This is a genomic window from Pseudomonas argentinensis (assembly GCF_001839655.2).
GTDB classification, from domain to species: Bacteria; Pseudomonadota; Gammaproteobacteria; order Pseudomonadales; family Pseudomonadaceae; genus Aquipseudomonas; species Aquipseudomonas argentinensis_B.
Genome location: NZ_CP056087.1, coordinates 3281574 through 3304367, shown reverse-complemented (window position 1 = coordinate 3304367; position 22794 = coordinate 3281574). Strand labels below are relative to the sequence as shown.

At 60.5% G+C, this 22794-nt stretch carries 29 protein-coding genes and 3 pseudogenes; 7 read left to right on the top strand and 25 right to left on the bottom strand.

The window, feature by feature from the left end; genetic code table 11:
- Positions 1 to 30: 30 nt before the first annotated feature.
- Both SA190iCDA_RS14680 and SA190iCDA_RS14675 read left to right on the top strand, forming a co-directional pair.
- Entirely contained in the window at positions 31 to 2007 is a 1977-nt protein-coding gene (locus SA190iCDA_RS14680) for an ATP-binding protein (RefSeq protein WP_070888067.1), read from the top strand.
- A gap of 23 nt (positions 2008 to 2030) precedes the next feature.
- Positions 2031 to 2426 carry a very short patch repair endonuclease gene (locus SA190iCDA_RS14675; protein ID WP_083329911.1) on the top strand — a complete coding sequence of 132 codons (396 nt, stop codon included), beginning with the start codon at positions 2031 to 2033 and terminating at the stop codon, positions 2424 to 2426.
- Here the strand turns inward: SA190iCDA_RS14675 and SA190iCDA_RS14670 are convergent.
- From SA190iCDA_RS14670 to SA190iCDA_RS14665, 3 genes are all read right to left on the bottom strand, one after another.
- A complete protein-coding gene (locus SA190iCDA_RS14670) occupies positions 2380 to 3441 on the bottom strand; it encodes a DNA cytosine methyltransferase (RefSeq protein ID WP_070888138.1) in 1062 nt (353 codons plus the stop codon). The genes SA190iCDA_RS14675 and SA190iCDA_RS14670 overlap by 47 nt on opposite strands.
- A gap of 368 nt (positions 3442 to 3809) precedes the next feature.
- A complete protein-coding gene (locus SA190iCDA_RS23505; RefSeq protein ID WP_083329910.1) occupies positions 3810 to 4070 on the bottom strand; it encodes a DUF1652 domain-containing protein in 261 nt (86 codons plus the stop codon).
- A gap of 96 nt (positions 4071 to 4166) precedes the next feature.
- A complete protein-coding gene (locus SA190iCDA_RS14665; protein ID WP_070888065.1) occupies positions 4167 to 4472 on the bottom strand; it encodes a general stress protein in 306 nt (101 codons plus the stop codon).
- Between the two features lie 406 nt (positions 4473 to 4878).
- Here SA190iCDA_RS14665 and SA190iCDA_RS14660 point away from each other — a divergent pair, with 406 nt between their 5' ends.
- On the top strand, positions 4879 to 5166 hold the full coding sequence (locus tag SA190iCDA_RS14660) for a DUF1652 domain-containing protein (protein ID WP_070888064.1): 288 nt from the start codon (positions 4879 to 4881) through the stop codon (positions 5164 to 5166).
- A gap of 52 nt (positions 5167 to 5218) precedes the next feature.
- Here the strand turns inward: SA190iCDA_RS14660 and SA190iCDA_RS14655 are convergent.
- Positions 5219 to 5439, bottom strand: a pseudogene (locus tag SA190iCDA_RS14655) (DUF1654 domain-containing protein).
- 54 nt (positions 5440 to 5493) lie between these two features.
- Here SA190iCDA_RS14655 and SA190iCDA_RS14650 point away from each other — a divergent pair.
- From SA190iCDA_RS14650 to SA190iCDA_RS14640, 4 genes are all read left to right on the top strand, one after another.
- On the top strand, positions 5494 to 5931 hold the full coding sequence (locus SA190iCDA_RS14650) for a LexA family protein (protein WP_070888063.1): 438 nt from the start codon (positions 5494 to 5496) through the stop codon (positions 5929 to 5931).
- Positions 5932 to 5933: 2 nt separating this feature from the next.
- Entirely contained in the window at positions 5934 to 7199 is a 1266-nt protein-coding gene (locus SA190iCDA_RS14645; protein ID WP_070888062.1) for a Y-family DNA polymerase, read from the top strand.
- 125 nt (positions 7200 to 7324) lie between these two features.
- A complete protein-coding gene (locus tag SA190iCDA_RS23500; RefSeq protein WP_070888061.1) occupies positions 7325 to 7573 on the top strand; it encodes a DUF1652 domain-containing protein in 249 nt (82 codons plus the stop codon).
- A gap of 155 nt (positions 7574 to 7728) precedes the next feature.
- A protein-coding gene (locus SA190iCDA_RS14640) for an IS3 family transposase (protein ID WP_139159584.1) occupies positions 7729 to 8891 on the top strand; the annotation gives its coding sequence in 2 pieces (ribosomal slippage) (positions 7729 to 7984 and positions 7984 to 8891; 1164 coding nt in all).
- A gap of 3 nt (positions 8892 to 8894) precedes the next feature.
- Here SA190iCDA_RS14640 and SA190iCDA_RS14635 read toward each other — a convergent pair.
- The 21 genes and pseudogenes from SA190iCDA_RS14635 to lysC form a co-directional block, all read right to left on the bottom strand.
- Positions 8895 to 9020, bottom strand: a pseudogene (locus SA190iCDA_RS14635) (general stress protein); the annotation flags it as partial.
- A gap of 138 nt (positions 9021 to 9158) precedes the next feature.
- The gene (locus SA190iCDA_RS14630) at positions 9159 to 9416 is read right to left on the bottom strand and encodes a hypothetical protein (protein ID WP_070887503.1); all 258 of its coding nucleotides are present in this window, start codon (positions 9414 to 9416) and stop codon (positions 9159 to 9161) included.
- Between the two features lie 103 nt (positions 9417 to 9519).
- Entirely contained in the window at positions 9520 to 9702 is a 183-nt protein-coding gene (locus SA190iCDA_RS23495) for a hypothetical protein (protein ID WP_419203938.1), read from the bottom strand.
- 211 nt (positions 9703 to 9913) lie between these two features.
- Positions 9914 to 10123: a DUF3509 domain-containing protein gene (locus tag SA190iCDA_RS14625; protein ID WP_070887502.1), complete on the bottom strand. Its 210-nt coding sequence runs from the start codon at positions 10121 to 10123 to the stop codon at positions 9914 to 9916.
- 58 nt (positions 10124 to 10181) lie between these two features.
- Positions 10182 to 11450, bottom strand: coding sequence for a phage late control D family protein (locus tag SA190iCDA_RS14620; RefSeq protein WP_070887501.1), 1269 nt, complete (start codon positions 11448 to 11450; stop codon positions 10182 to 10184).
- Positions 11447 to 11887, bottom strand: coding sequence for a phage tail protein (locus SA190iCDA_RS14615; RefSeq protein WP_070887500.1), 441 nt, complete (start codon positions 11885 to 11887; stop codon positions 11447 to 11449). The genes SA190iCDA_RS14620 and SA190iCDA_RS14615 overlap by 4 nt, the downstream gene beginning before the upstream one ends.
- A gap of 21 nt (positions 11888 to 11908) precedes the next feature.
- Positions 11909 to 14428, bottom strand: a complete 2520-nt coding sequence (locus tag SA190iCDA_RS14610; RefSeq protein ID WP_070887499.1) for a phage tail tape measure protein — start codon at positions 14426 to 14428, stop codon at positions 11909 to 11911.
- Positions 14415 to 14537 (bottom strand): GpE family phage tail protein, encoded by a 123-nt coding sequence (locus SA190iCDA_RS14605; protein ID WP_027908746.1) that lies wholly within the window; start codon positions 14535 to 14537, stop codon positions 14415 to 14417. Before SA190iCDA_RS14605 ends, SA190iCDA_RS14610 begins: the two co-directional genes overlap by 14 nt.
- An 8-nt stretch (positions 14538 to 14545) precedes the next feature.
- Positions 14546 to 14890, bottom strand: coding sequence for a phage tail assembly protein (locus tag SA190iCDA_RS14600; protein WP_070887498.1), 345 nt, complete (start codon positions 14888 to 14890; stop codon positions 14546 to 14548).
- A 62-nt stretch (positions 14891 to 14952) separates the two neighbouring features.
- Positions 14953 to 15471: a phage major tail tube protein gene (locus SA190iCDA_RS14595; RefSeq protein WP_070887497.1), complete on the bottom strand. Its 519-nt coding sequence runs from the start codon at positions 15469 to 15471 to the stop codon at positions 14953 to 14955.
- 39 nt (positions 15472 to 15510) lie between these two features.
- Positions 15511 to 16704 (bottom strand): phage tail sheath protein, encoded by a 1194-nt coding sequence (locus SA190iCDA_RS14590; RefSeq protein WP_070887496.1) that lies wholly within the window; start codon positions 16702 to 16704, stop codon positions 15511 to 15513.
- 147 nt (positions 16705 to 16851) lie between these two features.
- Entirely contained in the window at positions 16852 to 17265 is a 414-nt protein-coding gene (locus SA190iCDA_RS14585) for a tail fiber assembly protein (RefSeq protein ID WP_070887495.1), read from the bottom strand.
- 9 nt (positions 17266 to 17274) lie between these two features.
- Entirely contained in the window at positions 17275 to 18867 is a 1593-nt protein-coding gene (locus tag SA190iCDA_RS14580; protein ID WP_070887494.1) for a phage tail protein, read from the bottom strand.
- Positions 18867 to 19415, bottom strand: a complete 549-nt coding sequence (locus SA190iCDA_RS14575) for a phage tail protein I (protein ID WP_070887517.1) — start codon at positions 19413 to 19415, stop codon at positions 18867 to 18869. Before SA190iCDA_RS14575 ends, SA190iCDA_RS14580 begins: the two co-directional genes overlap by 1 nt.
- Positions 19408 to 20301, bottom strand: a complete 894-nt coding sequence (locus SA190iCDA_RS14570) for a baseplate assembly protein (protein ID WP_070887493.1) — start codon at positions 20299 to 20301, stop codon at positions 19408 to 19410. The genes SA190iCDA_RS14575 and SA190iCDA_RS14570 overlap by 8 nt, the downstream gene beginning before the upstream one ends.
- Positions 20298 to 20651: a GPW/gp25 family protein gene (locus tag SA190iCDA_RS14565; protein ID WP_070887492.1), complete on the bottom strand. Its 354-nt coding sequence runs from the start codon at positions 20649 to 20651 to the stop codon at positions 20298 to 20300. The genes SA190iCDA_RS14570 and SA190iCDA_RS14565 overlap by 4 nt, the downstream gene beginning before the upstream one ends.
- A gap of 2 nt (positions 20652 to 20653) precedes the next feature.
- Positions 20654 to 20947, bottom strand: coding sequence for a PAAR domain-containing protein (locus SA190iCDA_RS14560; protein ID WP_070887491.1), 294 nt, complete (start codon positions 20945 to 20947; stop codon positions 20654 to 20656).
- A gap of 8 nt (positions 20948 to 20955) precedes the next feature.
- Positions 20956 to 21402, bottom strand: coding sequence for a phage baseplate assembly protein V (locus SA190iCDA_RS14555; RefSeq protein WP_070887490.1), 447 nt, complete (start codon positions 21400 to 21402; stop codon positions 20956 to 20958).
- Between the two features lie 74 nt (positions 21403 to 21476).
- Positions 21477 to 21929, bottom strand: coding sequence for a phage virion morphogenesis protein (locus SA190iCDA_RS14550; RefSeq protein WP_070887489.1), 453 nt, complete (start codon positions 21927 to 21929; stop codon positions 21477 to 21479).
- Positions 21922 to 22449 (bottom strand): phage tail protein, encoded by a 528-nt coding sequence (locus tag SA190iCDA_RS14545; protein ID WP_070887488.1) that lies wholly within the window; start codon positions 22447 to 22449, stop codon positions 21922 to 21924. Before SA190iCDA_RS14545 ends, SA190iCDA_RS14550 begins: the two co-directional genes overlap by 8 nt.
- Positions 22446 to 22705: pseudogene (lysC, locus tag SA190iCDA_RS14540) on the bottom strand (Rz1-like lysis system protein LysC). The gene SA190iCDA_RS14545 and the pseudogene lysC overlap by 4 nt, the downstream one beginning before the upstream one ends.
- Positions 22706 to 22794: the final 89 nt, after the last annotated feature.

Below are 22794 nucleotides of genomic sequence, written 5' to 3'. Positions count from 1 at the left end.
CCCACCCTAGTGCTCTATAAAGGGATTTATATGCAAGACAATGCGTCAGGTCCATACAAATTAACTGTTGATCTGAATGTTTTAGAACATCTCGGGATCAATCTTTATAGCAACGTACCAGCTGTTTTGACTGAGATGGTTGCTAATGCTTGGGATGCCGACGCTGAGCGGGTCGAAATAGATATCGAAGAGAACTTACAGTTCATTGATATCCTTGATAACGGCATTGGGATGGATCTGGATGCTATCAATAAAAAGTTTCTATGGGTGGGCTTCCAAAAGCGAAAAGAAGATGGCGATGTAAGCTTGCTTAAAAAACGCCCAGTAATGGGGCGTAAGGGCGTTGGAAAGCTAGCTCCTTTCTCGATTGCTAATGTCGTTGAGGTTTATTCATATATAAATGGCGAAAAGAATGCCTTCCGTATGGAAGTTAAGGGCATTAGGGAAGCTGCTGCAGGCTACAGGGCTTATTACCCCGAACCGATATCCACAGAGCTATGTCCGGAAAAGAACGGCACTAGATTGGTTTTGAGGGAGCTACATAAAGATCGCATACGTACAGCAAACCTGATTCAGCGATTGGCACGGAGGTTTTCGGTAATAGGCCAGGAAGACTTCAAGATCATAATTAAGCACAAGAATGGGCTTGAGAAAGAAGTAACTCTCAAAGATCGTGGTGATCTTGAAAAGCTCCAATATATTTGGCCAATCGGCGGATGGGAGCCCCCAGCATGGCTTGAGGATTATGTGATCAGAACTCATGAATTGCCCGGCACTTTAGATGGCTGGGATTCAGGGCTCAGCGTGAAGGGGTGGATCGGAACGGCTAACAAGCCTAAAGATCTTGATTCTGCCGCCGGCAATATCAACGTGATTGTTGTGCTTGCCAGAGGGCGCCTGTTTCAAGAGAACGTGTTGAACGAAGTTAATGATGGGCGTCATTACACCAAGTATTTAGTCGGGCATCTCGATATTAACTTTCTTGATGACAGCGACTTGCGTGATATTGCTACTAGTGATCGACAGAGGATCCAAGAAGGTGATCCCCGATATAGTCAAGTGGTATCTTTTGTAAAAAGCACATTGGCTAAAATTGAGTCGGACTGGAGCACGTGGAGGGCTATTGACAGGGCTGATGAGGTTCAGACTTTCAATCCAGTTGTTCGCGAGTGGTTGGACGGACTTTCGGTTGATCATCGCAAGCATGCACAAAAAATGATTGGTTCAATCTCAAGCTTAGATGCTGAAGATGGTGAAAATATTGTATTGAAGCACGCCATTTTGGGGTTTGAACGGGCCAAAATGATTGGCAGTACTAAAGAGTTGAGTGAGGCGATGTCTGTTGATGCTCAGACGTTGCTCCCATTGCTCGCCAATCTTGATTCAATTGAGGCCTCTCTTTACAGGGATATCGTAAGCAATCGCCTTAGCGTTATTAAAGCCTTTCAGGCAAAGATAACTAATAACGAGCTTGAGAAAGTACTTCAAGACTACCTTTTTGATCACCTCTGGCTTTTGGATCCTTCGTGGGAACGGGCAACCGGTAGTGAAATTATCGAAAAGCCCGTCAATGATGAGTTTGGCAAGATATCAGCTAAATTAACTAATAGTGAGCGTAAAGGGCGCGTTGATATCAAATACCGCAAGACTTCAGGGCGCCACGTGATTATTGAGCTAAAACGGGCTGATCGAGCCATGGGTGTTCTGGAACTCGTTCAGCAAGGGGTGAAGTATAGAGATGCTTTGCTCAAATGTCTGGATGATCGAAAACGCTCGGACGAGCCTTACGAGGTCGTATTTGTTCTAGGCAAACCTCTAAAGGAAGAAGGCGCTTTACAATCGCAACAACTGATTGACCAGATGCTGAAATCTATCAATGGGCGGGTCATCAAGTACAAAGAGCTAGTTGATTCAGCGCTCAATGGATATGCCGCGTATATTCAGGCGCGCGGATCTGTCGACAAAATCCAGAGAGTTATTGATGCGCTGGATGCCGGCAAACAATAGTGTCAACTACTCAAAGCGATAAGATGCGGGCGGTGCGTCGGCAAAATACCGCCCCTGAAATTAGAGTGCGGTCAGTGCTTCATCGAGTGGGGTTGCGCTTTCGGATACACCAGAAGAATCTTCCTGGCTCTCCAGATATTGTTCTCGCAAAGCATAAAACAGTGGTTTTTGTTCATGGCTGCTTCTGGCATCGGCATCCTGGTTGTAGATACGCCACTACTCCAAAAACTCGCCAAGAATTCTGGATTCCCAAGTTCGATGCCAACATCAAGCGTGACGCTCGTAAAGAGGCCCAGCTTAGAGAGCTGGGCTGGCGTGTTCTGGTTGTTTGGGAGTGTGAAACAAAGGACTTGCTGGCTTTGGAGGCTCGACTCAGGCGCGAATTTGACCTTCCACTCTCTGGGCCTCGTACTCCCTGACATGGTTCATCAAGCTTTCCCCGATCACTTCGCCCAGTCGGACAGGTACCGCGTTTCCAATCATGCGGCCTACTGCTTTGAAGGTAATGTTCTCGGGCTCCATGAACACGTATGTGTCTGGAAAAGACTGCAGGATCGCCGCTTCGCGTAGTGATATCGCGCGTGCTTGGTCAGGATGCCCAAAACGACCGTTCCCGAAGCCATAGCAAAGAGTGGTCATCGTGGGACTGGGCTCGTCCGGCCGCATCCGGCCATAGACGCTGGCATAGGTCTTGCCACTTTCCTTGCGGTGACATTCGGCAACAAGCTCCTCCGGCCAGTCTCGCCAAGTGCCACCTGGCCTCGAGTGAATGATTCGCTTGAAATTGAGTGGTGTAAGCGTGGCAGCTCGATGAAGCGGGTCGTTCGGGTCGCACTCTCCAGCCGCGATACGTGGCAGATGCCGTATCGCACTTTCCACGGTGACGGGAGCGTCCTTGTGAGTTGGAGAGATGATGCTGATCGGCAGGCCCAACCTTGAGGCCAGAAGCACGTGCCGACGACGCTTCTGTGGCAGGCCATAGTCGACACAGGAGACACGCCCGTCCCAGATTTGATAGCCCTTCTCGAACATGCTGGCCACGAAGTCTCGATACACCTCGTGCTTGGTCACATCGGGCACGTTCTCCATCGTAACCAGATGGGGCTCGGTTTCTTCGATGAGACGAGCGAAGTGGTAGAGCAGCGGCCACTTGCGATCGGTACGAGTATCACGCCCTTGGTTGTAGGTAGAGAACGGCTGACAGGGGGCGCAGCCAGCCAGCAGGCGATAACGATTGGGGCGGTACCAGCCGAGAAGCTGCTCGGCCGTCACGTCTTTCACGTCGCAAGCGACGAAAGCTGCGCGGTTATTCTCTCTATAGGCGTATTCGCACTGGGCTTCGATGTCGTAGCCCGCGCGCACCGAAATTCCTGCGTTGAGCATCCCAGCCGTCAGGCCGCCCGCACCACAGAAAAGGTCAACTGCATCGATCATTTTGAACTCGCCCTCCAAGCGCTGGGCATTCTACCGCGAATGGTTTGTAAAGATCGATCACGGCTGCCCTTTTTCGATCTTGGCCCCAGGTGGTAACCGGTCGTCACCGACGCGACGCTACGAGCTCCACTGCACAACATGGAGCATGCAGAGCGATGAACGATGGGAAAGGGACTGTGGGTAGTCAACCAGGCTGCGAGGTTGCCCAGCCCGATAGGGAACCACTCACGCCGGCCGAGCGGATGCTGATCCGCTTCTACCGGCAATTGGACGAAGGCGAGCAGGCCTTTATGCGCCGCGCGATGGAGGCAATGGCTACGCGCAAGGCGAGGCCATAAACAGAAACCCCCGGTTACGTGCCGGGGGTCTCAACGTTTGGGCCTTAAGCCAATACCCGTTACTCCGCGGTGGTAGGCATATAAATTCGTGTGCGATCGTTGCAGTTGGGCTTCAATGGCTGTGATCAATTCCATTATATCTCCGCAGCTTAATGTTGTAGTGCAGGGGTATTCGCCAATTAAAACTTGGCGTTGAATATCTGGATCCCATATCTCGATTTGGACCATTAGCGGTGCGTGGAATAAGGTTTGGATATGCAATGGCTCAAAATATCGATGTATCAGAGCCATTGCATCCAAGGAACTTATTTTGTTCAAACGGCTTTAAACTCCCTTTAATAGCGCGTTTCAGATGGTTATAGTCGATACACGCATCGACTATAACCTTTACTGTTGGCCACCATTGCCGCCATGGCTATTTTGGCCACCTTTACGGCCTGCTTCAGCGGCACGTTCATGGTCGTTAGCGAAATTGCCGCCGCTGTTCTGCCCACCTTTGTGGCCCGCTTCAGCGGCGCGCTCTGGGTCGTTGGCGAAATTACCGCCACTGTTCTGCCCACCTTTGCTGCCCGCTTCGGATGCGCGCTCCGGATCGTTGGCAAAATTGCCGCCGCTGTTTTCGCCGCCTTTGCGGCCTGCTTCGGATGCTTTCTCGCGGTCGTTAGCGAAGTTGCCAGGGTTGTTGTTAGTCATGACATTTTCCTCTTGAGTAAAATGAGTGAGTGAGGTGTAGCCCCCACACGTATTGGGAAAATGCTGGTTTTTTTTCGTTCCTAATAATTTCTGAAATTGGGATGAATGGTAATTTATATTAAATTGCCATTGCCTATACCTTCATCACTGTTTGTTTTTGGGGGTATGATTTATACGAATATCGATATTTTTACACTGTATGTATAAGGTTTTGTATAGTTTTGTTTCTCGCTAGCGGATAGTTGTACAGGCGTTTAGTCGATATAGCTTTGTGTAGAAGTTGACCGGCGCTTAATGTTTGGTGTGTGAGTTTTAGCGCTTTTTCACTTGATGTTTATGGACATAAGGGCAATCTTTGTTAGCAACCATTTGTGAAGAGCTTACATACACTTTTGTAGGTGGCGATATGTTATCGGATTTAGAACAGAGGCAGATAATAGAGGCGGCTTTTCTGCCATTGCGTTGCCGTTGCACCATCAGCGTTGAGGGCTCTGTGATGTTACAGATATGCAACCCGGATTCTGATGAGATTCGTATGACGGTGGCTGGTATCGACCGGACCGAGCTGAATAACTCGCGAGGCATTTTGAAACTAGTCTTGCAGATAAGAGAAGACATGCGCGTGCTTAACGAGCAGCCGGTGCGGGGGCGGCAACATACGGCCGCGAGTCTGCAAGGCGCCAAGGGTGGCTAGGTGCGTGGCCCGTATGGCTTTGGGCTGAACGTCATTACCCATTTTCCACCGTTCAGAACAGCTGCACGCCATCGTCGCGCCAAGCGATGGCGGCGTTGTCGTTCTCGCTGATCTTGTCGAGGACCAGTCGTCCGGGCTGTCGCCCTCGGCGCGGAGCAGTACCGCTGATCGGGATTTCTGCGCGGCCGGGGAGTTGATAACCCGCTGAAATCGGGCCCCGAGCAGTTCGTAGGTGCTGAGAGCGGCTGCCGCTCGGGAATTGCCTTTTGCCATTATGCGAATGCCTCGATTACTGTATGTGCATACAGTAATTCGAGATTCACCCCCATGTCACTCACCATTCTGGGCCGCAACCAGCGGCTCGTTCACCTGTTGCCCGAAGCCAAGGAACTGCGAATCACGGGCTTTCAATCCCCCGCCGAGGACGAGAAGGAGGAGGGGCTTTCGCTCGACGCGCTGACCAGCCTGGGGGCACCTCACGTGTGGGTGGTGCGGGTGGAAGACGACAGCCTGATCGGCTTCGGCATGTACCCCGGCGACCGGCTGGTGGTGGACCGCGGCACCATGAGCAAGCGCGAGCAGTACGTGGTGGTCGACCTCGAGGACGACGGCTGCTACCGCGTGCGCCTGATGATCGATGACGGCCACGACCGCCTGGTGCTGCGCGCGCCCAACCGCTTCACGCCCGACGTCAACCTCGAGTACGAGGAGTGCGTGCAGATCTGGGGCGTGGTGCGCTGGGTGATCAGCTACGTGGGGCGCTGAGCATGGACCAGGTATTCGCCTTGATCGACTGCAACAGCTTCTACTGCAGCTGCGAGCGCATTTGCCAGCCAGCGCTGAAGCACAAGCCGGTGGTGGTGCTCTCGAACAACGACGGCTGCGTGATCGCCCGCACGGCGGAAGTGAAGGCCCTGGGCATTCCCATGGGTGCGCCTTACTTCAAGGTACGGGACCAGCTGCGCGCCGGCGGCGTGGTGGTGCGTTCGAGCAACTACACGCTGTACGCGGACATCAGCAACCGGGTGATGCGCACCATCCGCGATATGGTGCCGGGCATCGAGGTGTACAGCGTGGACGAGTGCTGGGCCGACCTGACCGGCATTGCTGACCTGGACGGCCTCGGCCGGCAGGTGCGGGCGCGCCTGCTGCGTGATATCGGCATGCCGGTGGGCGTGGGCATCAGCACGACCAAGACCCTGGCCAAGCTGGCCAACTGGGCGGCGAAGAAGTGGCCGGCCACGGGCTGCGTGGTGGACCTGACCGACCCGGCGCGCCAGGCCAAGCTGCTGCACATTGCGCCCGTGGGCGAGGTGTGGGGCATCGGCCGGCGCCTGGCGCCACAGCTGCAGACCCTGGGCATCAACACAGCGTGGGATTTGGCGCACTTCGACGTGGCCACCCTGCGCAAGCAGTTCGGCGTGACCCTGGAGCGCACCGCGCGGGAGCTGCGCGGCGTGAGTTGCCTGGACTTCAACGAGGGGCCGCCACCGAAACAGGCGATCTGCTCGAGCAAGATGTTTGGCGAGAAGCTCGAAGACCTAGCGCCGATTCGTGAGGCGCTGGCGACCTACGTAACGCGCGCGTGCGAGAAGCTGCGTAGCCAGCGTTCGCTGTGCGGCGCGATCCAGGTGAGCATCAAGACGCAGATCCACAACCCCGCGCTGCCGCGCTACGCCAACGCACAGACCGTGGCGCTGCCGGTGCCCACCGATGACACGCGGGACATTCTGGCGCCGGCGCTGCGCGCCCTGTATGCGATCTACCGGCAAGGCTTCGCGTACTCGAAGTGCTCGATTCTGCTGATGGATCTGAGCCAGCGCGGTGAGTTAACGGCGGATCTGTTCGCGCCGGCGGCGCGGGTGGGCAGTGATCGGGTGATGGCGGCGCTGGATGCGATCAACAAGCGGGAGGGCGCCGGCACCCTGCGGCTGGGCCGGGTGCCGGTCGACCCCTGGTGGGGCATGAAGCGCGAGATGAAGAGCCGGTTTTACACGACTCGGTGGGATGAGTTGATCGGGGTGAGAGGCTAATAGTCGCAATTCGAATAAGGTTATGCCGCAATCGAACATGCGTTGTTGCGAAACTGTCTCATACTGATGCTACTCATGCTCGGTGAAGGACTATCACATGAACGCACCACTACGGGGTCTTCGCCATGATGTCTCCTAGGCAGCAACGACAGTTGATACAAGCCGCGTTGATACCTCACGTGTGCAAGTGCACTATCACGCCCGTAGGCCTCATCGCTATCCAGGTCTGTGACCCGGTCAGCGACGCCGTGGTATTGGAAGTGAAAGGCGTGCGGGCCGGTGATTTGATGAACTGGGCGGCGATCGACAAATTCGCCTCAGACCTGCAGTGCCATCTAGCCGCAAGCGGGCAAGGTGATCGCAAAGCCAGCTGACCGGGCGAGCATCGGACATGAAAAGGCCCGCACAAGCGGGCCCTTTTATTTAAGCAGCCGACTCTGCCGGCTCTTTCTTTCTGTGCTGGCTGTAGTGGTCTACTGATTCCGGACACCGATTTAGGCGAAAATCCTCGCCGCGAAAGAGGTGTTTGATGAGCAAGCAACGACGTACGTTTTCCGCAGAGTTCAAGCGAGAGGCAGCGGCCTTGGTACTGGATCAAGGCTACAGCCATGTCGAGGCCTGCCGTTCACTGGGCGTCGTGGACTCGGCATTACGACGCTGGGTGAAACAGCTCCAAGATGAGCGCCAGGGAGTCACGCCGAAAAGCAAGGCACTGACACCCGAGCAGCAGAAAATCCAGGAGTTGGAAGCCAGGATAGACCGACTGGAACGAGAGAAAACGATCCTAAAAAAGGCTACCGCTCTCTTGATGTCGGACGAGTTCAATCGTACGCGCTGATAGACCAGTTGAGTGAGCAGGAGTCGGTGGAAGTGGTCTGTTCAGCCTTCGATGTGGTGCGGTCTTGCTACTACGCCCATCGTCTTCGATGTCGTCGTGTCGATGCTCGCCGCGTGGCGCTACGTAGCCAGGTCAATCAGTTGTTCAGCCGGAGCCGAGGCTCGGCTGGAAGTCGGAGCATCTTGGGCATGCTGCGCGAGAGTGGCGAGACGATTGGCCGTTTTCGTGTGCGCCGGCTGATGCGTGAGCTGGGCCTGGTCAGCAAGCAACCAGGCTCGCACGCCTACAAGCAGGCCACGGTTGAGCGACCAGATATTCCCAATCGACTGAATCGCGAGTTCGCGACGGAAACACCCAATCAGGTCTGGTGTGGCGACATCACCTATATCTGGGTGCAAGGTCGCTGGTATTACTTGGCCGCAGTGCTGGATCTACATACCCGCCGGGTAGTTGGCTGGGCGTTCTCAGCCAAACCAGATGCCGAGTTGGTCATCAAGGCCCTGGACATGGCTTACGAGCAACGCGGCAAGCCACAACAGGTAATGTTCCATTCGGACCAGGGCAGTCAGTACGCCAGCCGTCTGTTCCGCCAGCGGTTGTGGCGCTACCGAATGCAGCAGAGCATGAGTCGTCGGGGTAATTGCTGGGACAATTCACCGATGGAGCGCCTGTTCCGAAGCCTAAAGTCGGAATGGGTTCCAACGACCGGATACCTAACCGCTCAAGAAGCTCAACGGGACATCAGTCATTACCTGATGCACCGTTACAACTGGATCAGGCCGCATCAGTTCAACGACGGACTGCCACCTGCGGTGGCCGAAGAAAAACTTAACCCACTGTCCGGTATAAGTTGACCACTACAGGCCGCCCTTCCTTCCCGCCTCGACCGCTTTTTCCCGGTCGTAAGCGAAATTCCCTTTGCTGTTTTTGCCGCCTTTGCGACCGGCCTCGGCCGCCCGCTCGCGGTTGTTCGAAAAATTGCCAGGATTGCTACTCGCCATGTCGCTATTCCTCTGATAGACGCCGATTGGGATATGAGTTGCAAGATTTCGAAGACAGAGGGCTGGCGATGGTTCGAAAACGCCGACCAGCGGAACGGCGTGCGCATGCGGGCAGTACGGCTAGGAGGCGCTGGGATGGAGCGATTCCGGGAGCGGCGTCAGCGGCAGCTCCAGCTTATCAAGGGTCGCCCTCAGATCTGACATAACCAGGCTCACGAGCGGTGCATTGCGGAGCTGCTTGGTGGTGAACATTCGGCTGGCGATAAGGTTGCCGGCTAGGTCGCTGCAAAGCAATGTCATGCCGGTGGCGGTGCATTCAGTCTGTACGACATAACGACCGGAAACTGACGCTGCAAACTGCTGGAAATACGGAGTCATCTCGGGTGCTCGGCTGTACAGCTCAGAACTCAGAGTATCAAGGGCTGTTCAATTTATCATACGCCTCTTTGCTAGCAATAAGCCATATGCGACGACGAGAGGGCTACTGCTGTTGAAGTTTATGTACGACATGAGCACTGAATAGCTCGGAATTACGTGCCTTTGCCTGGCTCTCAATGAGGTTGATCAGTTGATATAGCTCCGCTGGCGTAACTGATGGCCGGCATGGAATTCCAAACAGTCGCACTGATCCCCTGGTAAGCGGATCCGTGAGCTCCAGGTCCATGGTTGTGGGTGATTTAAGCGTCATACCCACTGTTAGCGGGGCGAAATAGCGACTGATGTGGAGCATCGCCTCGGTCAGCTTCATCTTCTTCACGACGCTTCTTGCACCCGAAATTAAAAGGCGAGTGTGTGCGATCGTGAAAAGAAGTCAATAAACCCTGTACAGAAAATTATACGTAAGAGAACCGGTGAGAGCTTTTACCTGAGTATTCTCAAATCAGACGTAGCTGAGATTTAAGATCGCCAATGACGGTCTCTAACAGCTGGCGATTTTTTAGCTGGTTGTTGGAGAGCTTTCGGCTCATCAGCAAATTGTTTTCAAAATCCAGGCATTCAATGAGAAGCCCGTCTGGCGTGGCCTTGGTGGTAACCAAGTATCGGCAAGCAGCATCTGCTTTGAAATTTTCAATGAGCGTATGCATCGAGGTTCTCCCGGTAGGTGTTGTTTTAGATGGGAGAGCTATCGAGACTATTCGAGTTCTACGCTGAGCGGTTTTGTAGCAATCGCTTCGCTTCTCTTTCCGCCGCTTTTTGCGCGTTTTTCTTGTTGGTATACAACCGCGCCAGGCGCCGCAGCCGCTTGGGCTCGCCAGCCGTGACCTTTTCTTGCTTGCCATCCTTGGTGCGGTACCAGGCCACAACGCCGGTGTAGGCGCCAGTTTCGCGCTCGGCGATCTCGTCGATCAGTTCGTCTGGCAGTTGGCTCTCCAGCTCCAGGGCGGTGGTAAAGCCGCCGTCTGCGGTGAGGCTGTGCTGTACGTTGCCGCCGTGCCAGATGGTGGCGGCGATCTCCTGCTTGATGCCTTCGAGGGTGTAGGTCAGTTCGGGGATCAGTTCCGGCCGGGCCTTGGCCAGGGTGTAGCTGAGCGTGGCGGTACCGCGCTGGATGCGGCGCCACTCGGCCCGGGCGGCGCGGATGGCGGATTGCTGGTCGGCGTAGGTGTGGCGCAGCTCTTTGATGTTGTCGCCGCCGCCAGCGATGGCTTCGCGCTTCTTGGCGCTGTTGACGTCGTAGTAGTAGGCCTTGGCGCCGGTGTAGGCGTCGCGGTCGGCCTGCAGGTAGCGGTGGCCATCGCCATCCGCCCGGGTGAGGGTTACGTGAGGCAGGGCCAGGCCACTGGCGGTGCGGCCGCCGATCATGGGGGTGAACAGCAGCCGGCCGGCTTTGACGGTGGCCACCGCGTCGTGCTCGTCGCCCAGGCGGGTGAGCAGATTGGCGTCGGACTCGCCGGCCTGGTCGACCTGCAGCAGGCGCAGCGCGCCGAGGGCCTGCTCGATGACGGGCGTGAGGCTGTAGGCGCTGGCGATGGCGCGCAGTACGTCGCCCAGGGTTGCGTTGCTCCAGCTGCGTTCACGCTTGGCCTTGAAGCCTTTGCGCAGGTCGGCGCTGCGGGCGCGGATGCTGAGCACGTCCGGCGAGCCGCTGTGTTCCAGCTCGTCGACGGTGTAGGTGCCTTTGTCGACCAGGCCGGTATCGCTCCAGCCGAGCCACAGGCGCACGGTGGCGTCCTTCGGGGGGATGGCCAGCAGGCCGTCGTGGTCGCTGAGCTGGATGTCGAGCGTGTCGGCCTCGATGCCGCGGTTGTCGGTGAGGGTGAGGCTGATCAGCCGCGGGGCGATGAGGTTGGCGATATCGGCGCCGTTCACGGTGAGGCGGAACGCCGGTACCGGGTAGCTGGCATCGCGGGCCATGCCCTCGGCCTGCTGCGTGATGAAGCCCGTGACGGCCTTGATCGCGGCCTCGATCAAAACAGCCTCCGCAGGATGTTGAGGCCGGTGGAGAGGATGTTGCCGAGCATGTCGACGCGGCCGTCATCGATGCGCTTGAGGGTGATGCTGAACTCGATGCGGCGGGCTGCGCCGTCGCGGAAGAACAGTGTACGGGTCTCGCTGATGCTCTCGATCACCCACACGCCCAGGATGCGGCCGGTGCCTTCCACCAGGGGGTAGGCCTTGCCGGTGTCGGCCATGGTGCGCAGGGCGTCGAGGGACATCGCCGTGCCGGCCAGCTCGGGCAGCAGGATGCCGGGCATGGTGATGGTGTCTTCACCCTTGCCGACAAACTGCCGGGCCGGGTTGGCGCCGACGCGGTTGGTGGTGGGGTGGCGCCAGTCGGTTTGCCGCTGCAGCTCCTGGTAGGCGAGGGTGCTGAGGCTGAACACGAACATGCCGAGGGACATCATCATGGGTTGGCTTTCCTTCTTGGATCAGTCCTGATCGCTCATGCGCGAGCGGATGCGCGCGGCCTTGCCCCGCTCACGCTCGTCGAGCAGTTGGTTGATCATCTGGCGCAGGCCGGCGGTGTCGGTGCCGGGCGTGGCGTTGATGGTGAGGTTGATGGTGTCACCCTGGACGACCATGCCACCGCCGCCGGCGGCAACGGGCGGGCGGCTGTCGAAGGTGATGCCGCCGGTGAGCAGGCTGGTACCGGCCTCGGTCATGGCGCGGGCGGTGCCGGCGATCTGCTTGAGCACGTCGCCTTCACCGTTGGCCAGGCCCTGGCCGAGGCCGGCCATGGTGAAGCCGCCGAGCTGAGCGAACACGCGCGATGGCGAGTGGATGCCGAGCTTCTCCTTGAACCAGCCGATGGTGCTCTCGCCGGCGCCGGTGATGGCGTCTTTCACCTTACCCAGGCCGGCGGTGATGCCACGCACCATGCCGTCCATGAGCATGCCGCCGAAGTCGGTGAATTTGCTGGGCAGTTCTACGCCCAGGTAGCTGAGCACGCCGGCGAAGGCGCGGTAGATCAGGCCCAGGGGGCTGAAGTTGTGCAGGGTGGCGATGATGCTGCCGATGCCGCCGCTGAACCCTTCCTTCAGCTCAGCCCACAGGCCGGCCATGTAGGCCTTCACGGCGTCCCAGTTCTGGTAGATGAGGTAGGCGCCGCCGGCGAGCACGGTGATGAGCAGGCCGATGGGGTTGGCCATGGCGAGGCGGGCGATCCACAGCAGCGCGCTGGCCACGAACTTCAGGGCGGTGACCAGGCCGAGGCTCTTGATGCCGAGCAGCATCATGGCGAAGCGCACCATGGCGAACGGGCCGAGGATGCTGGCCAGGGCCAGGGTGATGCTGCCCATGACAGCCATGATGATGCCGAGGCCGGCGGCCGTTTTGACGATCTGCCCGGCCAGCACCGGGTTCTCGACGATCCACGCTTTGACGCCGCCCACAATGTTGGCGAGATTCTGGGTGATTTCGCGCAGCGGGCCGTTCTGTTGTTCCTGGAGCTGGATGCCGAGGTCTTCCCAGGCAGAGGACAGTTCGTCCAGGTCGCCGACCAGGTTGTCGCCCATGATCTTGGCAGTCGCTGCCGCCTCGCCCTGGGTTTCACGTAGGGTGGCAATGAATTTCTGCAGCTCACCAGTGCCCGCCTGCTTGACCAGTACCTGCAGCCCGCTGACGGCCTCTTCACCGGCAATGTGCTTGAGGATGCCGGCGCGCTCGACGTCGCCCATCTTCTTGGTCTTCTCATACAGCTCAGTGAGAATTTCCGGCATGGCGCGCATGTTTCCGGTGGCATCCGCTGCGCTAATCCCGAGCTTGTCCAACGCGTCAGCCGCTGCTTTTGGCGGTGCGCTGAGGCGGTTGAGGATCGCGCGCAGGGCGGTACCGCCCATGCTGCCCTGAATGCCGGCGTCGCCCAGCTTGCCGGCCATAGCGGCGACAGTTTCGACATCCTGCCCGACGCTGGCGGCGACTGGGCCCACGTACTTCATGGTTTCGCCGAGCATCTGCAGGTTGGTGTTGGAGCGGGTGAAGGCGCCGACCAGCACGTCGCCGAGGCGGGTCATGTCCTTGGCCTGAAGACCCATGCTGGTGAGGATGTTCGAGGCGATATCAGCGGTTTCCGCCAGGCCGCTGTCGCCGGCCTTGGCCAGGTCGAGCATGCCCGGCATGGCTTCCAGGATGGCTTGCGGCTTGAAGCCGGCCATGGCCAGAAAACCCTGGCCCTGGGCGGCATCGGTGGCGCTGAACATGGTGTCGGCGCCGAGCTGGCGAGACTGCGCGCGCATGGCCGCCAGCTGGGCGTCGTCTTTTTTCAGGCGGGTGAGGGCTTGCACCTTGCTCATGTCGGCGTCGAACTGCACACCAGGTGCGAGCATGCGGGCGCCGGCGTAAAGGATGCCGCTACCGGTGGCCAGGCCGCCGGCACCGCTGGCCGCCATGCCGCCGGCGAGGGCCTGGGTTTTCTCGTACTGCGCTTTGTTACGTGCCAGGCGCTGCTGCTGGGCAGTGACGCGCTTGAGACGGTTCTCTTGCTTCACCAGCTCGGCGTTGGTGGCGGCGATCTTGGCCTTGAGCGCCTGCTCGCCGGCGCCGAGGTTGCGGGTGCTGATGCCGGCTGCGTTGAGTTTGTTGCGCAGGCCCTGCAGCTGGATCTGGTTTTGCTGGTGTTCGCGCTTGAGCCCGGTGGCTTCGCGTATGGCGGCCTTGAGGTCGCGCGTCATCTCGCGGGTGGGTACGCCGGTGGCCTTCATCTGCTGGCCAAGGGTGCGCACGCGCTCGCGGGCGGCGTCGAGGGCTGTTTCCGTCTGCTGGGCGGCGGTGCGCTGGGTACGCCAGGCGCTGACGTCCTTCTGTTGGGCGTTGAGTTCCTTGAGGCGGTCGCGGGCATCCTTGAGGGCTCGGGCGGCGCCGATGCTGCCGCCCTGCATCTTTTTCAGCGGGCCGGTGACTTTGTCCAGGGCGGAGAGGATGAGCTGCAGTTTGAGGTTATTTGCCGCCATCGCTCTGGCTCCGTACCCGGGCGCGCTCGCGCCATTCCATCAGTTCGGTGAGGCTGAGGGCGTCCATGTGGCTGGGCGCCCAGTGAAAGACCACGGCCAGGTCGGCCATGGCGTCATCTACGCAACGAGGAATGCTTCCGCCTTCACCGACTTCCTCAACAAAAAACCGGCCACCGTGGTGCCGAGCTCGACCAGGTCGGCGGGGTCCATGCGGCCGACTTCGACATCGGTGAGCATGGGGGTGGTGATGCGTGGCAGCACCTTGCGCAGGGCGTTGACCTCGAGGTTGAGCAGGTCCGTAAGCGCGACGCCGCGCAGCTCGCCGGACATTGGCTTGCGCAGGGTGACGTCGGTGATGGTGGTGGTACCGCGCTCGATCGGCGTGTCGAGGGTGACGGTGGCCTGGTTCGGGTTGGCGGGTGCTGCTGCGGCCTTGGTGGCGGCTTCGTCTTTGTTTTCCATGGGGTGGCTCCTTTGGGAATGGGCGGCGCGGGTCAGCGCGCCGGGTGGCGTTGCAGTGGAGGTCAGATGAGGCCGAGGGCCTTGCGCTGCTCGGCGAGCAGATCCTTGCCGTCGACGCGCTCGATGAAGTTGAGGACGTCGATCTCGATGAGGTCTTCGCCGTTCACGCTGAGCTTGTAGTAGGTGCAGGCGGTGGTGATGTTGTGCTCGGTGTCCTCACCAGCAGCGGCTTCGCCCATCTCGATGGTTTCGTGACGGCCGCGCACGATGATTTCCGCGGCGACGACTTCGCCGGTGGCGTCGTCCTGGTAGGCGCCGGCGAAGCGCAGCGGCACGCCATCGGCACGGATGGCGCCCCATTGCTTGAGCACCTGCAGGTCGAGGCCGCCGAGCGTCCACTCGAACTTGATGCCGTCGTCGGACAGGCCCAGGTCAGCGAAGGCCGGGCCGTTCATGCCACCGCCGCGGAAGGCTTCCATCTTGCGGGCCAGGGGCGGCAGGATGCAGGTCTTGATGACGCCCTGGTAGCTGCCGCCGTCGTTGAAAAGCAGCATGTTCTTGAGTTTGCGAGGCAGTGCCATGGGGCGTTGCTCCTGTGTGCGTTAGCGGCTTGGCCGGGGTCAGGCGGCGTTGATCTGCGCGGCGAAGTCGAGCAGGTAGCGGTCGGTGATGCGCTGCTTGAAGGTGAGGTCTTCAAGGGGCGGCACGGGGGTGTAGTCGTAGTCGATGAACAGCTTGCCGGCCTTGAGGGTGGTGGCGTCGTTGGCTTCTTCGTCGTACCAGCACTGGCCGTCGATGATGTAGCCGGCGGTTTTCAGCTCGCGGAACTTGGCGTTGATGCCGGCGATGATGTCCTTGATGAGGCCCGGGTTCATGGGCTTGTCCACCGCCCAGAAGTGGGCCTCGGCCATGGTGTCGGCCAGGATCTGGGCGGTGCGGGTGTAGTTCTCGAACGCGAACAGCGGGTCCTCGCTGCAGGTGCGCGAGCCCCAGAAGCGGTAGCCGGTTTCGTTGATCAGCGTGGTGACTTCGTTGCCGTTGAGGTAGTTGGCATCGGTGGCGGGGTTTTGCAGGTCGAACCACACGTCCGCGCTGATGCCGGTCACACCGTTGGCGGTGACGTTGGAAATGGTCTTGTGCCAGCCGACTTCCTGGTCGATCTTGGCGCGTAGGCCGAGGGCAACTGCGACGGCCGGGGCCACTACGGTGGCGTTGGTGGTGGTGTCCCACTTCTCGAACGATGGCCAGATGACCATGACTTCACGGGCGCCGAAGCCGTTGCGGTAGGCGACGGCCTCTTCCTTGGTCTTGCAGCCCCAGCCGCTGACGTAGGCGAAGGCGCGCAGGTCCTGGGCGATGGCGACCAGGGCGGTGGCCACCGGTAGGCTGTCCAGCCCTGGCACGCCCAGGATGCGCGGCACGATGCCGAGCTTACCCTTGGCGGCCAGCAGGGCCTTCATGCCGGTGTATTTGCCCTGGGCGTTGGTGGTGCCGATCAGGTTGCTGACGGTGGCGGCGTCCTTTTCGGCCTGGGTTTGGCCAGCGCCTTCGGCGACGCGCACGACGATGGTGAACGGCTTGGTCTGGTCGGCGATGGCCTGCAGGCTCGGGCGCAGGGTGCCTTTGGTGCCAGCCTTGGCGATGGCGCTCTGCACGTTGGTGAGCAGCACGGGTGTGTCGAGCGGGAAGGCCAGCGGGTCGGCGTCTTCTGCGGTGCAGACCATGCCGACGACGGCGGTGGATACGGTGCGAATCGGGCGGGTGCCCTCGTTGATTTCGAGGACTCGGACGCCGTGGTGGTATTCGTCGGCCATGACTGGTGCCTGCGTTGGGAAATGACAGTGCTGAGCCTGACGCGCGCGCGGCAACTCGGCGAGCGGTGGGCGTTGTAGGCAGGTGCGCTACAGCGTGCGGGCATAAAAAAGCCCCGCCGTAGCGAGGCAATCCCTCCCCAGGGCAAGTCAGTTGGCCGGGCTGGATGGCCAGGCGATGATGTGCGGGTAGCTTGGCTGTTGTTCGATGCGGCTCAGCAGCACACGGTAGACCTTCCAGGCGTTGAGCTTGGCTTGTTCTGCTGCAGTGGCCATGCCGACATCTACCGCATCTTGTAGCGGGGCGATCTCTTTGGCGGCCTCTTCGAGTTTGTGGCTGCGTGTGGCAGTTGCCGAGGCGGCGAGCTGTTCGGTATTGGGTGGTGGCGGATCTGCGAGAGCGGGCATGCCATCGGCATCGGTAACCACGATTTTTTCGGCAGGGCGATCATTGACGACCTGGGCGAATAGTTCGGCGCTGATGGGATTGGCATCTGCGGGAATATCCGTGTGCAGGCCTGCGATGTAGAACAGGCCGGTGGAGGGGCTGTAGAAACGGGACATGGCTGATTCCTATCGACCGATTGCGAGGACGCGGGGTGTGCCAACGCCTGGGCCATGGCAGTTAACGGTGACGCTGTTGACGTTGAGTCCGGAAGGACTCCAGTTCACTTCTGCCGAGCCACTGGCTTGTTCGATCCACGAGCCGTAAGTGGCGGTTGGCCAGGGAACCGGGAAGTTGACCACTACGTTTGAGCCTGAAGTTTGTGCCGCGCCGACCATCCATTGCAGGCCGAAACCGCCGAGCCATTGGGGCAAGAAGATGTAGCCGTTGTTGCCGAAGCTGTAGGTGACGCCGAGGCGCAATTTCTTGGGGGTGACGATGGTGGTGTCGTCGATGCCGGCGTTCAACTGGAGTTGGGTGGCAATACGGGCGATGCCCAAGGCGCTTTCTGTGGCCTGGATCACTTTAGCGGCGATGGCCTGGAACACGCGCAGCGCTGACATGGGTTTGTTAGTGTCTGCGCCGGTTTCCGCCTCGGTTTGCGATGCAAAGCTGACGCCATAGCCCGAGAGGGTTGTGGGGGTATTGGTGAGCGCTGACCAGGCGTTTGCTTCATGCCATGCGTTGTCGGAGTCGCCCAGGGTTTGCCAGAACAAGCGCCCGTTCCGGCCCACGACGTTGAGGGCGAAACCACCTGAGGTGATGACGCTCTGCAGCCCACCGACGATGGTGGCACCGATTGGGCCGTTGACGTTCGAACGCAGGAAGCGTGAAGCAGTTAGGTCGGCCCAGTCCCCGCTGAAAAAAACGGGCACTGCATCGGTAATGCCGTAGCCACCGAGCGTCGTGGGTTTGCCGCCCAGGTTGGCATAACTGTGGGCAACCATGAATTTCTTGGGGGTGACGATGGTGGTGTCGTCGGTGCCGGCGTTCACCTGGTGTTGGGTGGCAATGCGGGCGATGCCTAGGGCGCTCTCCGTGGCTTGGATCACCTTGGCGGCGATGGCCTGGAACACGCGCAGCGCTGACATGGGTTTGCTGGTGTCTGCGCCGGTTTCCGCCTCGGTTTGCGATGCAAAGCTGACGCCATAGCCGGCAAGGGTCGTTGCCTTGGTGGCTTTTGTGGCGACCTGGTCGGCCAGTACTTTGCCTTGCAGGGCGGTGAGGGCTTTGCTGCGACTGGTGCTGGTCAGGGTGTCGTCTAGTTGGACCACGCCCGGCGTGTCTACCGTTGCTGGTGGATTGATGAACGCGATATTACCGAAGGTGATATTCAGTGCGTCCAGGCTTTCGAGAATGATGTCCGTTGCGAGCAGCAGGGTGGAGGCTGGGGCCTTACTGATGATCCAGCCAACTGCTGGCAGCTGCGAGTAAATGGCGATGAGTGTGCCTTTGTCGCTGATGAGGCCGAATTCGCCGACGTTGTACGTGGCGGTGGATTCGTCGAGCGCCATGACGTGGATGGTGTCGGCCGCGACGGCCTGGCCGGCAATGCTGGTGACACGTTTGACCTCAGCCTGCAGCGCGGTTTGGGTTTTGCTGGGCGCGTAACGTCCGGTGCCCAGCGCCACGGCGGTGATGGTGACCTGGTTGGTGCCGGTGTTCTCTGCCGCGATGATTTCAGCCCGGCCGGCGTTGGTGATGGTGATTTGTAGTGCCATTAGGGGGCCTCGGTGCACTGGATGCGGCGGTAGATGATTGGGCGGGCAGCGCCGCCTAGGCCCAAGCCGCCGGTGGCAGACAGGCCCAAGTTCAAGGTGAAGTGCGAGCGCACGGGCTTGGTACGCTCGATCTCGGCTACGACGTCTTGCTGGTATTCGATGGTGTTGGGCACCCCGGCGCCGAGCGTGAGGGTGAGTGCGAAGGTGTGCGGTCCGCCCTTGGGCTCCATCTGCCACCACTCACGGATAGCAAGGCTCGAGCCAAAGCTGCGCACGACATCGCGCACGCTTTTGGCGGTGCCCTTGCGGCGCTGAATCTCGACGGCCATGCGAATCCGCTCGCGTTTGATGGATTCGGGCCAGTAGGGCTGCCAGCCGTCGAGCGAGAGCGTCCAGGCGAGCCAGGGCAGCAGCGGCGCCGGGCAGGTATCGGGGTTCCACAGCTTACGCAGCGGCACAGTCACGGTGGCAGAGCGCGCCTGCAACTGCTCAACCGCGCGCTCCAGTGCGGTGGCATTGGGCGGCAGCAGACTCGGCAAACTATTCATCGAGCCCACCATCGATCAGCTCGATAGCCGTGCAGAACGTGGCGCCCTGGCGGCTGACCACGATGCTGGCTGCCGGACTTTGCAGTTCGACACGTTGTACGCCTGGCTGGTGCAGGGCGGCATGCAGGCCGGAAATGGTCACGTCACGACCTAGGCGATGCTGAGCGGCGGTGTAGGCCGTGACGGCAGCCCTGGCGTTGGCCATGACCACTTCGCGGTCGGGCCCGGCGTAGAAGTACAAGCGGGCGTTGATGGCGTAGTCGGTAATGGTGGCCGGCTGCACCTGGACGTAGTCGGTCAGGGGGCGCACGGATTCGTCCGTCAGCGCGCTGCTGACGGTGGCGAGCAGCTCGGCGCTGGGCACACCGGCGCCGGCGCGCGATAGCACGGTGACCAGGACAACACCTGGGGTGGGGCTGATGGCGGATGCGTCGAGTACTTCCCCGCTCGCGCTGAGGGCGTGAAAGACGTAGGCGCCCTCGGGCCCTGCGGTGCTCAGGCCTTCCAGCGAGAGCTGGATGCGGTAGCGCAGCTCGCTGTCGCTCTCGTACTGCGGTGGCACCGGCGGGAAGGCGGTCGGGTCGCCGGGGGCTGTGACCAGGCGCTCGACACCGAACAGGGCGCCGAGGTTTTCCAGATCCTCGCCCAGGGCGTAGGGCAGCATGACGGCTTTGGCCGCCTCGTTGATGCGCTGGCGTAGCAGCAGCTCGCGGTAGGCGAAGACCTCGAGCAGCTTGATGGCTGGATCAGATTCGAGGAACTGATCCATGGCCGGGTAGCGCTCGGCGAACTCGGCGAGCAGCTCGCCGAGGATCTGCTCGTAGTCCAGGGACTCGACAACGCTGGGTGCCGGCACGCGGGAAAGGTCGATAGCGGTGAAGCTCATGTGGCGGCCCCCATGGCGAGCGGAATTTGCAAGTTGTAGGTCTGGTTGCCGTCCACAGGCGTGCCTTTCAGATCGATGACGACTGCGCCGGGTGTTTCGCCCAGGGCGATGCTGACGTGGGTGAGGCGCACGCGGGGTTCCCAGCGCATAAGGGCCATGGCGGTGGCGGCGTAGCAGAGCATGCGGGTGTGGGCGTTGAAGGGCTGGTCGATCAGAAACGGCAGGTTGCTGCCGTAGTCGCGGCGCATGACGCGCGAGCCGATTGGCGTGGTGAGGATGTCGGCGATGGACTGGCGCAGGTGCTCGATGCCTTCTAGGGCTGTGCCGGTGGTGCGGGATAGGCCGGCCATGGTCAGCCCCCTGCGAATACGTTGGGGCTGCCAGCTGCAACGCTGGAGCCGCATGCCACGGGATCGCCGACACGGCCGAGTTGCTTGCCGTTGACGAAGACGGTAGCGCTGCCACTTGCCAGGGTGCTGGCGTGGGTTTGCGGGATGCTGGGGCAGGTGTGGGGCGCCCAGGCGTCGCCCTGGCGGTGGGCGGGGATACCGTTGATGTTCACGTTTGGGCTTGCCGCGGTGTTGGCGCGCGGTGGCCAGCAACCGTGGCCGGTGCAGGTATCGCCGAGGCGGGCAGTGGCAGGCATGGGCGGCCTCAGTTCAGATCGATGCGGCTGCCGTTGATGCTGACGGCGCCGGAACATTGGATGGACAGGCTGGCGGCCTGGATATCGACGTGGCCGCTGACCTTGAGCGCATAGGCGCCTGTTTCGGCGTGGTGCTCGACGTAATCGCCGTTGGCCCATTCCACGCGGTGAACGGCTGGGTCGCTGCTCTTGGCGGGGTTGGCTTCGGAATAGATGCCGGCCAGGACGATGCCGACAGCCGGATCACCGCTTGGGCAGAACACCACGCACTGTTCACCGACGCTGACCGGGTCCCACTCATTGGTGCTACCGGCACGGCGGGAGAAGAACGGCAGCCAATTGGTAATGATGCCACCGGTGGAGACGCGGCAACGCGACTTTGCATGGTCGACTTCGGCAATGGTGCCGAAGCGGATCATGTTTTCGAGGCGGCGGATGATGTCGGCAATATTCATGGGGCCGATGCTGACGGCCACGCGCGCGCACGGCACGCGGTGGGCGTTGTAGGCAGGGCGGCTACAACGGCCGGTCAGCGGGTGAGGTGTTCGAGCAACTGGTCGCGGATGCTGTCCAGCTCGGCAGAGGTGAAGCCGAGCAGCTCGCGGCGGTCGTACTGGACATCGCTCTGACCTCGGCCGGGTCGGTCTTTCAGGCCGTACTGGTGAATGCGGGCGATGCGAGCGGTGCGGCCGAGGAAGCCAATGGCGATGGCGTTGGGGTTGCTCTGCATCTTGAGCAGCTTGGCCGTGCGCAGCTTGGTGAACATGCGGCGGCGGATACGACCCTTTTTGCCTCGTAGGGCCTTCTGGCTCCTGCGTGGGGCGAAGGGGGTACCGTCCGGGTTTTGCTGCAGGGCGATGCGCTGCTGCTGGCTGCGGCGCAGGTTGCGGGCTACGCCTTGGTTGAGCTGACGGCGCTCGGTGGGGCTGAGCTTGGCCAGCAGGCCGCCGGCCCAATCTTCCAGGGCGTTGAGGTCAGCCACGACGGGGCGCCGGGTGTGGGGTTTCGATATCGACGCCGACCGGCTGGCCGCTTGGCCACTGGGCCAGCACCTGGCCTTCGCCGATCAGCTGCACCGTGGTTTGCGGCAGGTGCGGGGTGAGCTGGGGTTCGTCCGGGTGGCTGATATGCAGGGTGCCGTCGGCCTGCCGCTTGACGATGATGCGCTCGGTCAGCGGCAGGGTAAGCGACAGGTCGACGGTGCTGCCGTCGAGCACGTCGACTTCGAACTGGATGCCGTCGGTGCTCTTCTGCAGGTTGGTGAGCATTTCGGACTGGTTGACCAACAGCCAAGCGAGCAGGGGCACGCTGACAGCATCCGGCGAGCCGGGGAAGTCGGTGATGATGACGTTGAGCTGGTACTCGTATTCGAACGACAGGCCGGGGGCGCTGGTTGAGCGGATTTTGCCGCCATCAACGAACACCAGCAGGCGGTCTGGGTTGTGCTGCAGGCTTGGGATGCTGGCAAGCAGGTGCGCGCGCAGGCTGTTGGGCTTCTTCATGGCGCGGGCTTCTGCTGGTTGTGCTCGTACACGGCATCGACCTGGGCGGCGCAGTCGGCCCAGGCGGCGAGCAGGGCGTCGTTGTCGTCGCTGAGACCGCCGTTATCGATCGGCGCCGCCGGCGGCAGGGGCAGCGCGTTACGACCGGACAGGAAAGCACGGTAACCACTGGCTCCGGTGATGGCGGGGCGCTGGTGCAGGCGGCGAGTGAGAGCAGGCAGAGGCTGAGCAGCCCAGTTCTGTGCAGGCGGGTCATTACGGACGGTCTCCTTTTTCTGCACCTGGTGCATGGCGTTGGCCTGCTGCAGGTCGGCGCGGGTGTTCTGCAGGCTCTGCTGGGCCAGG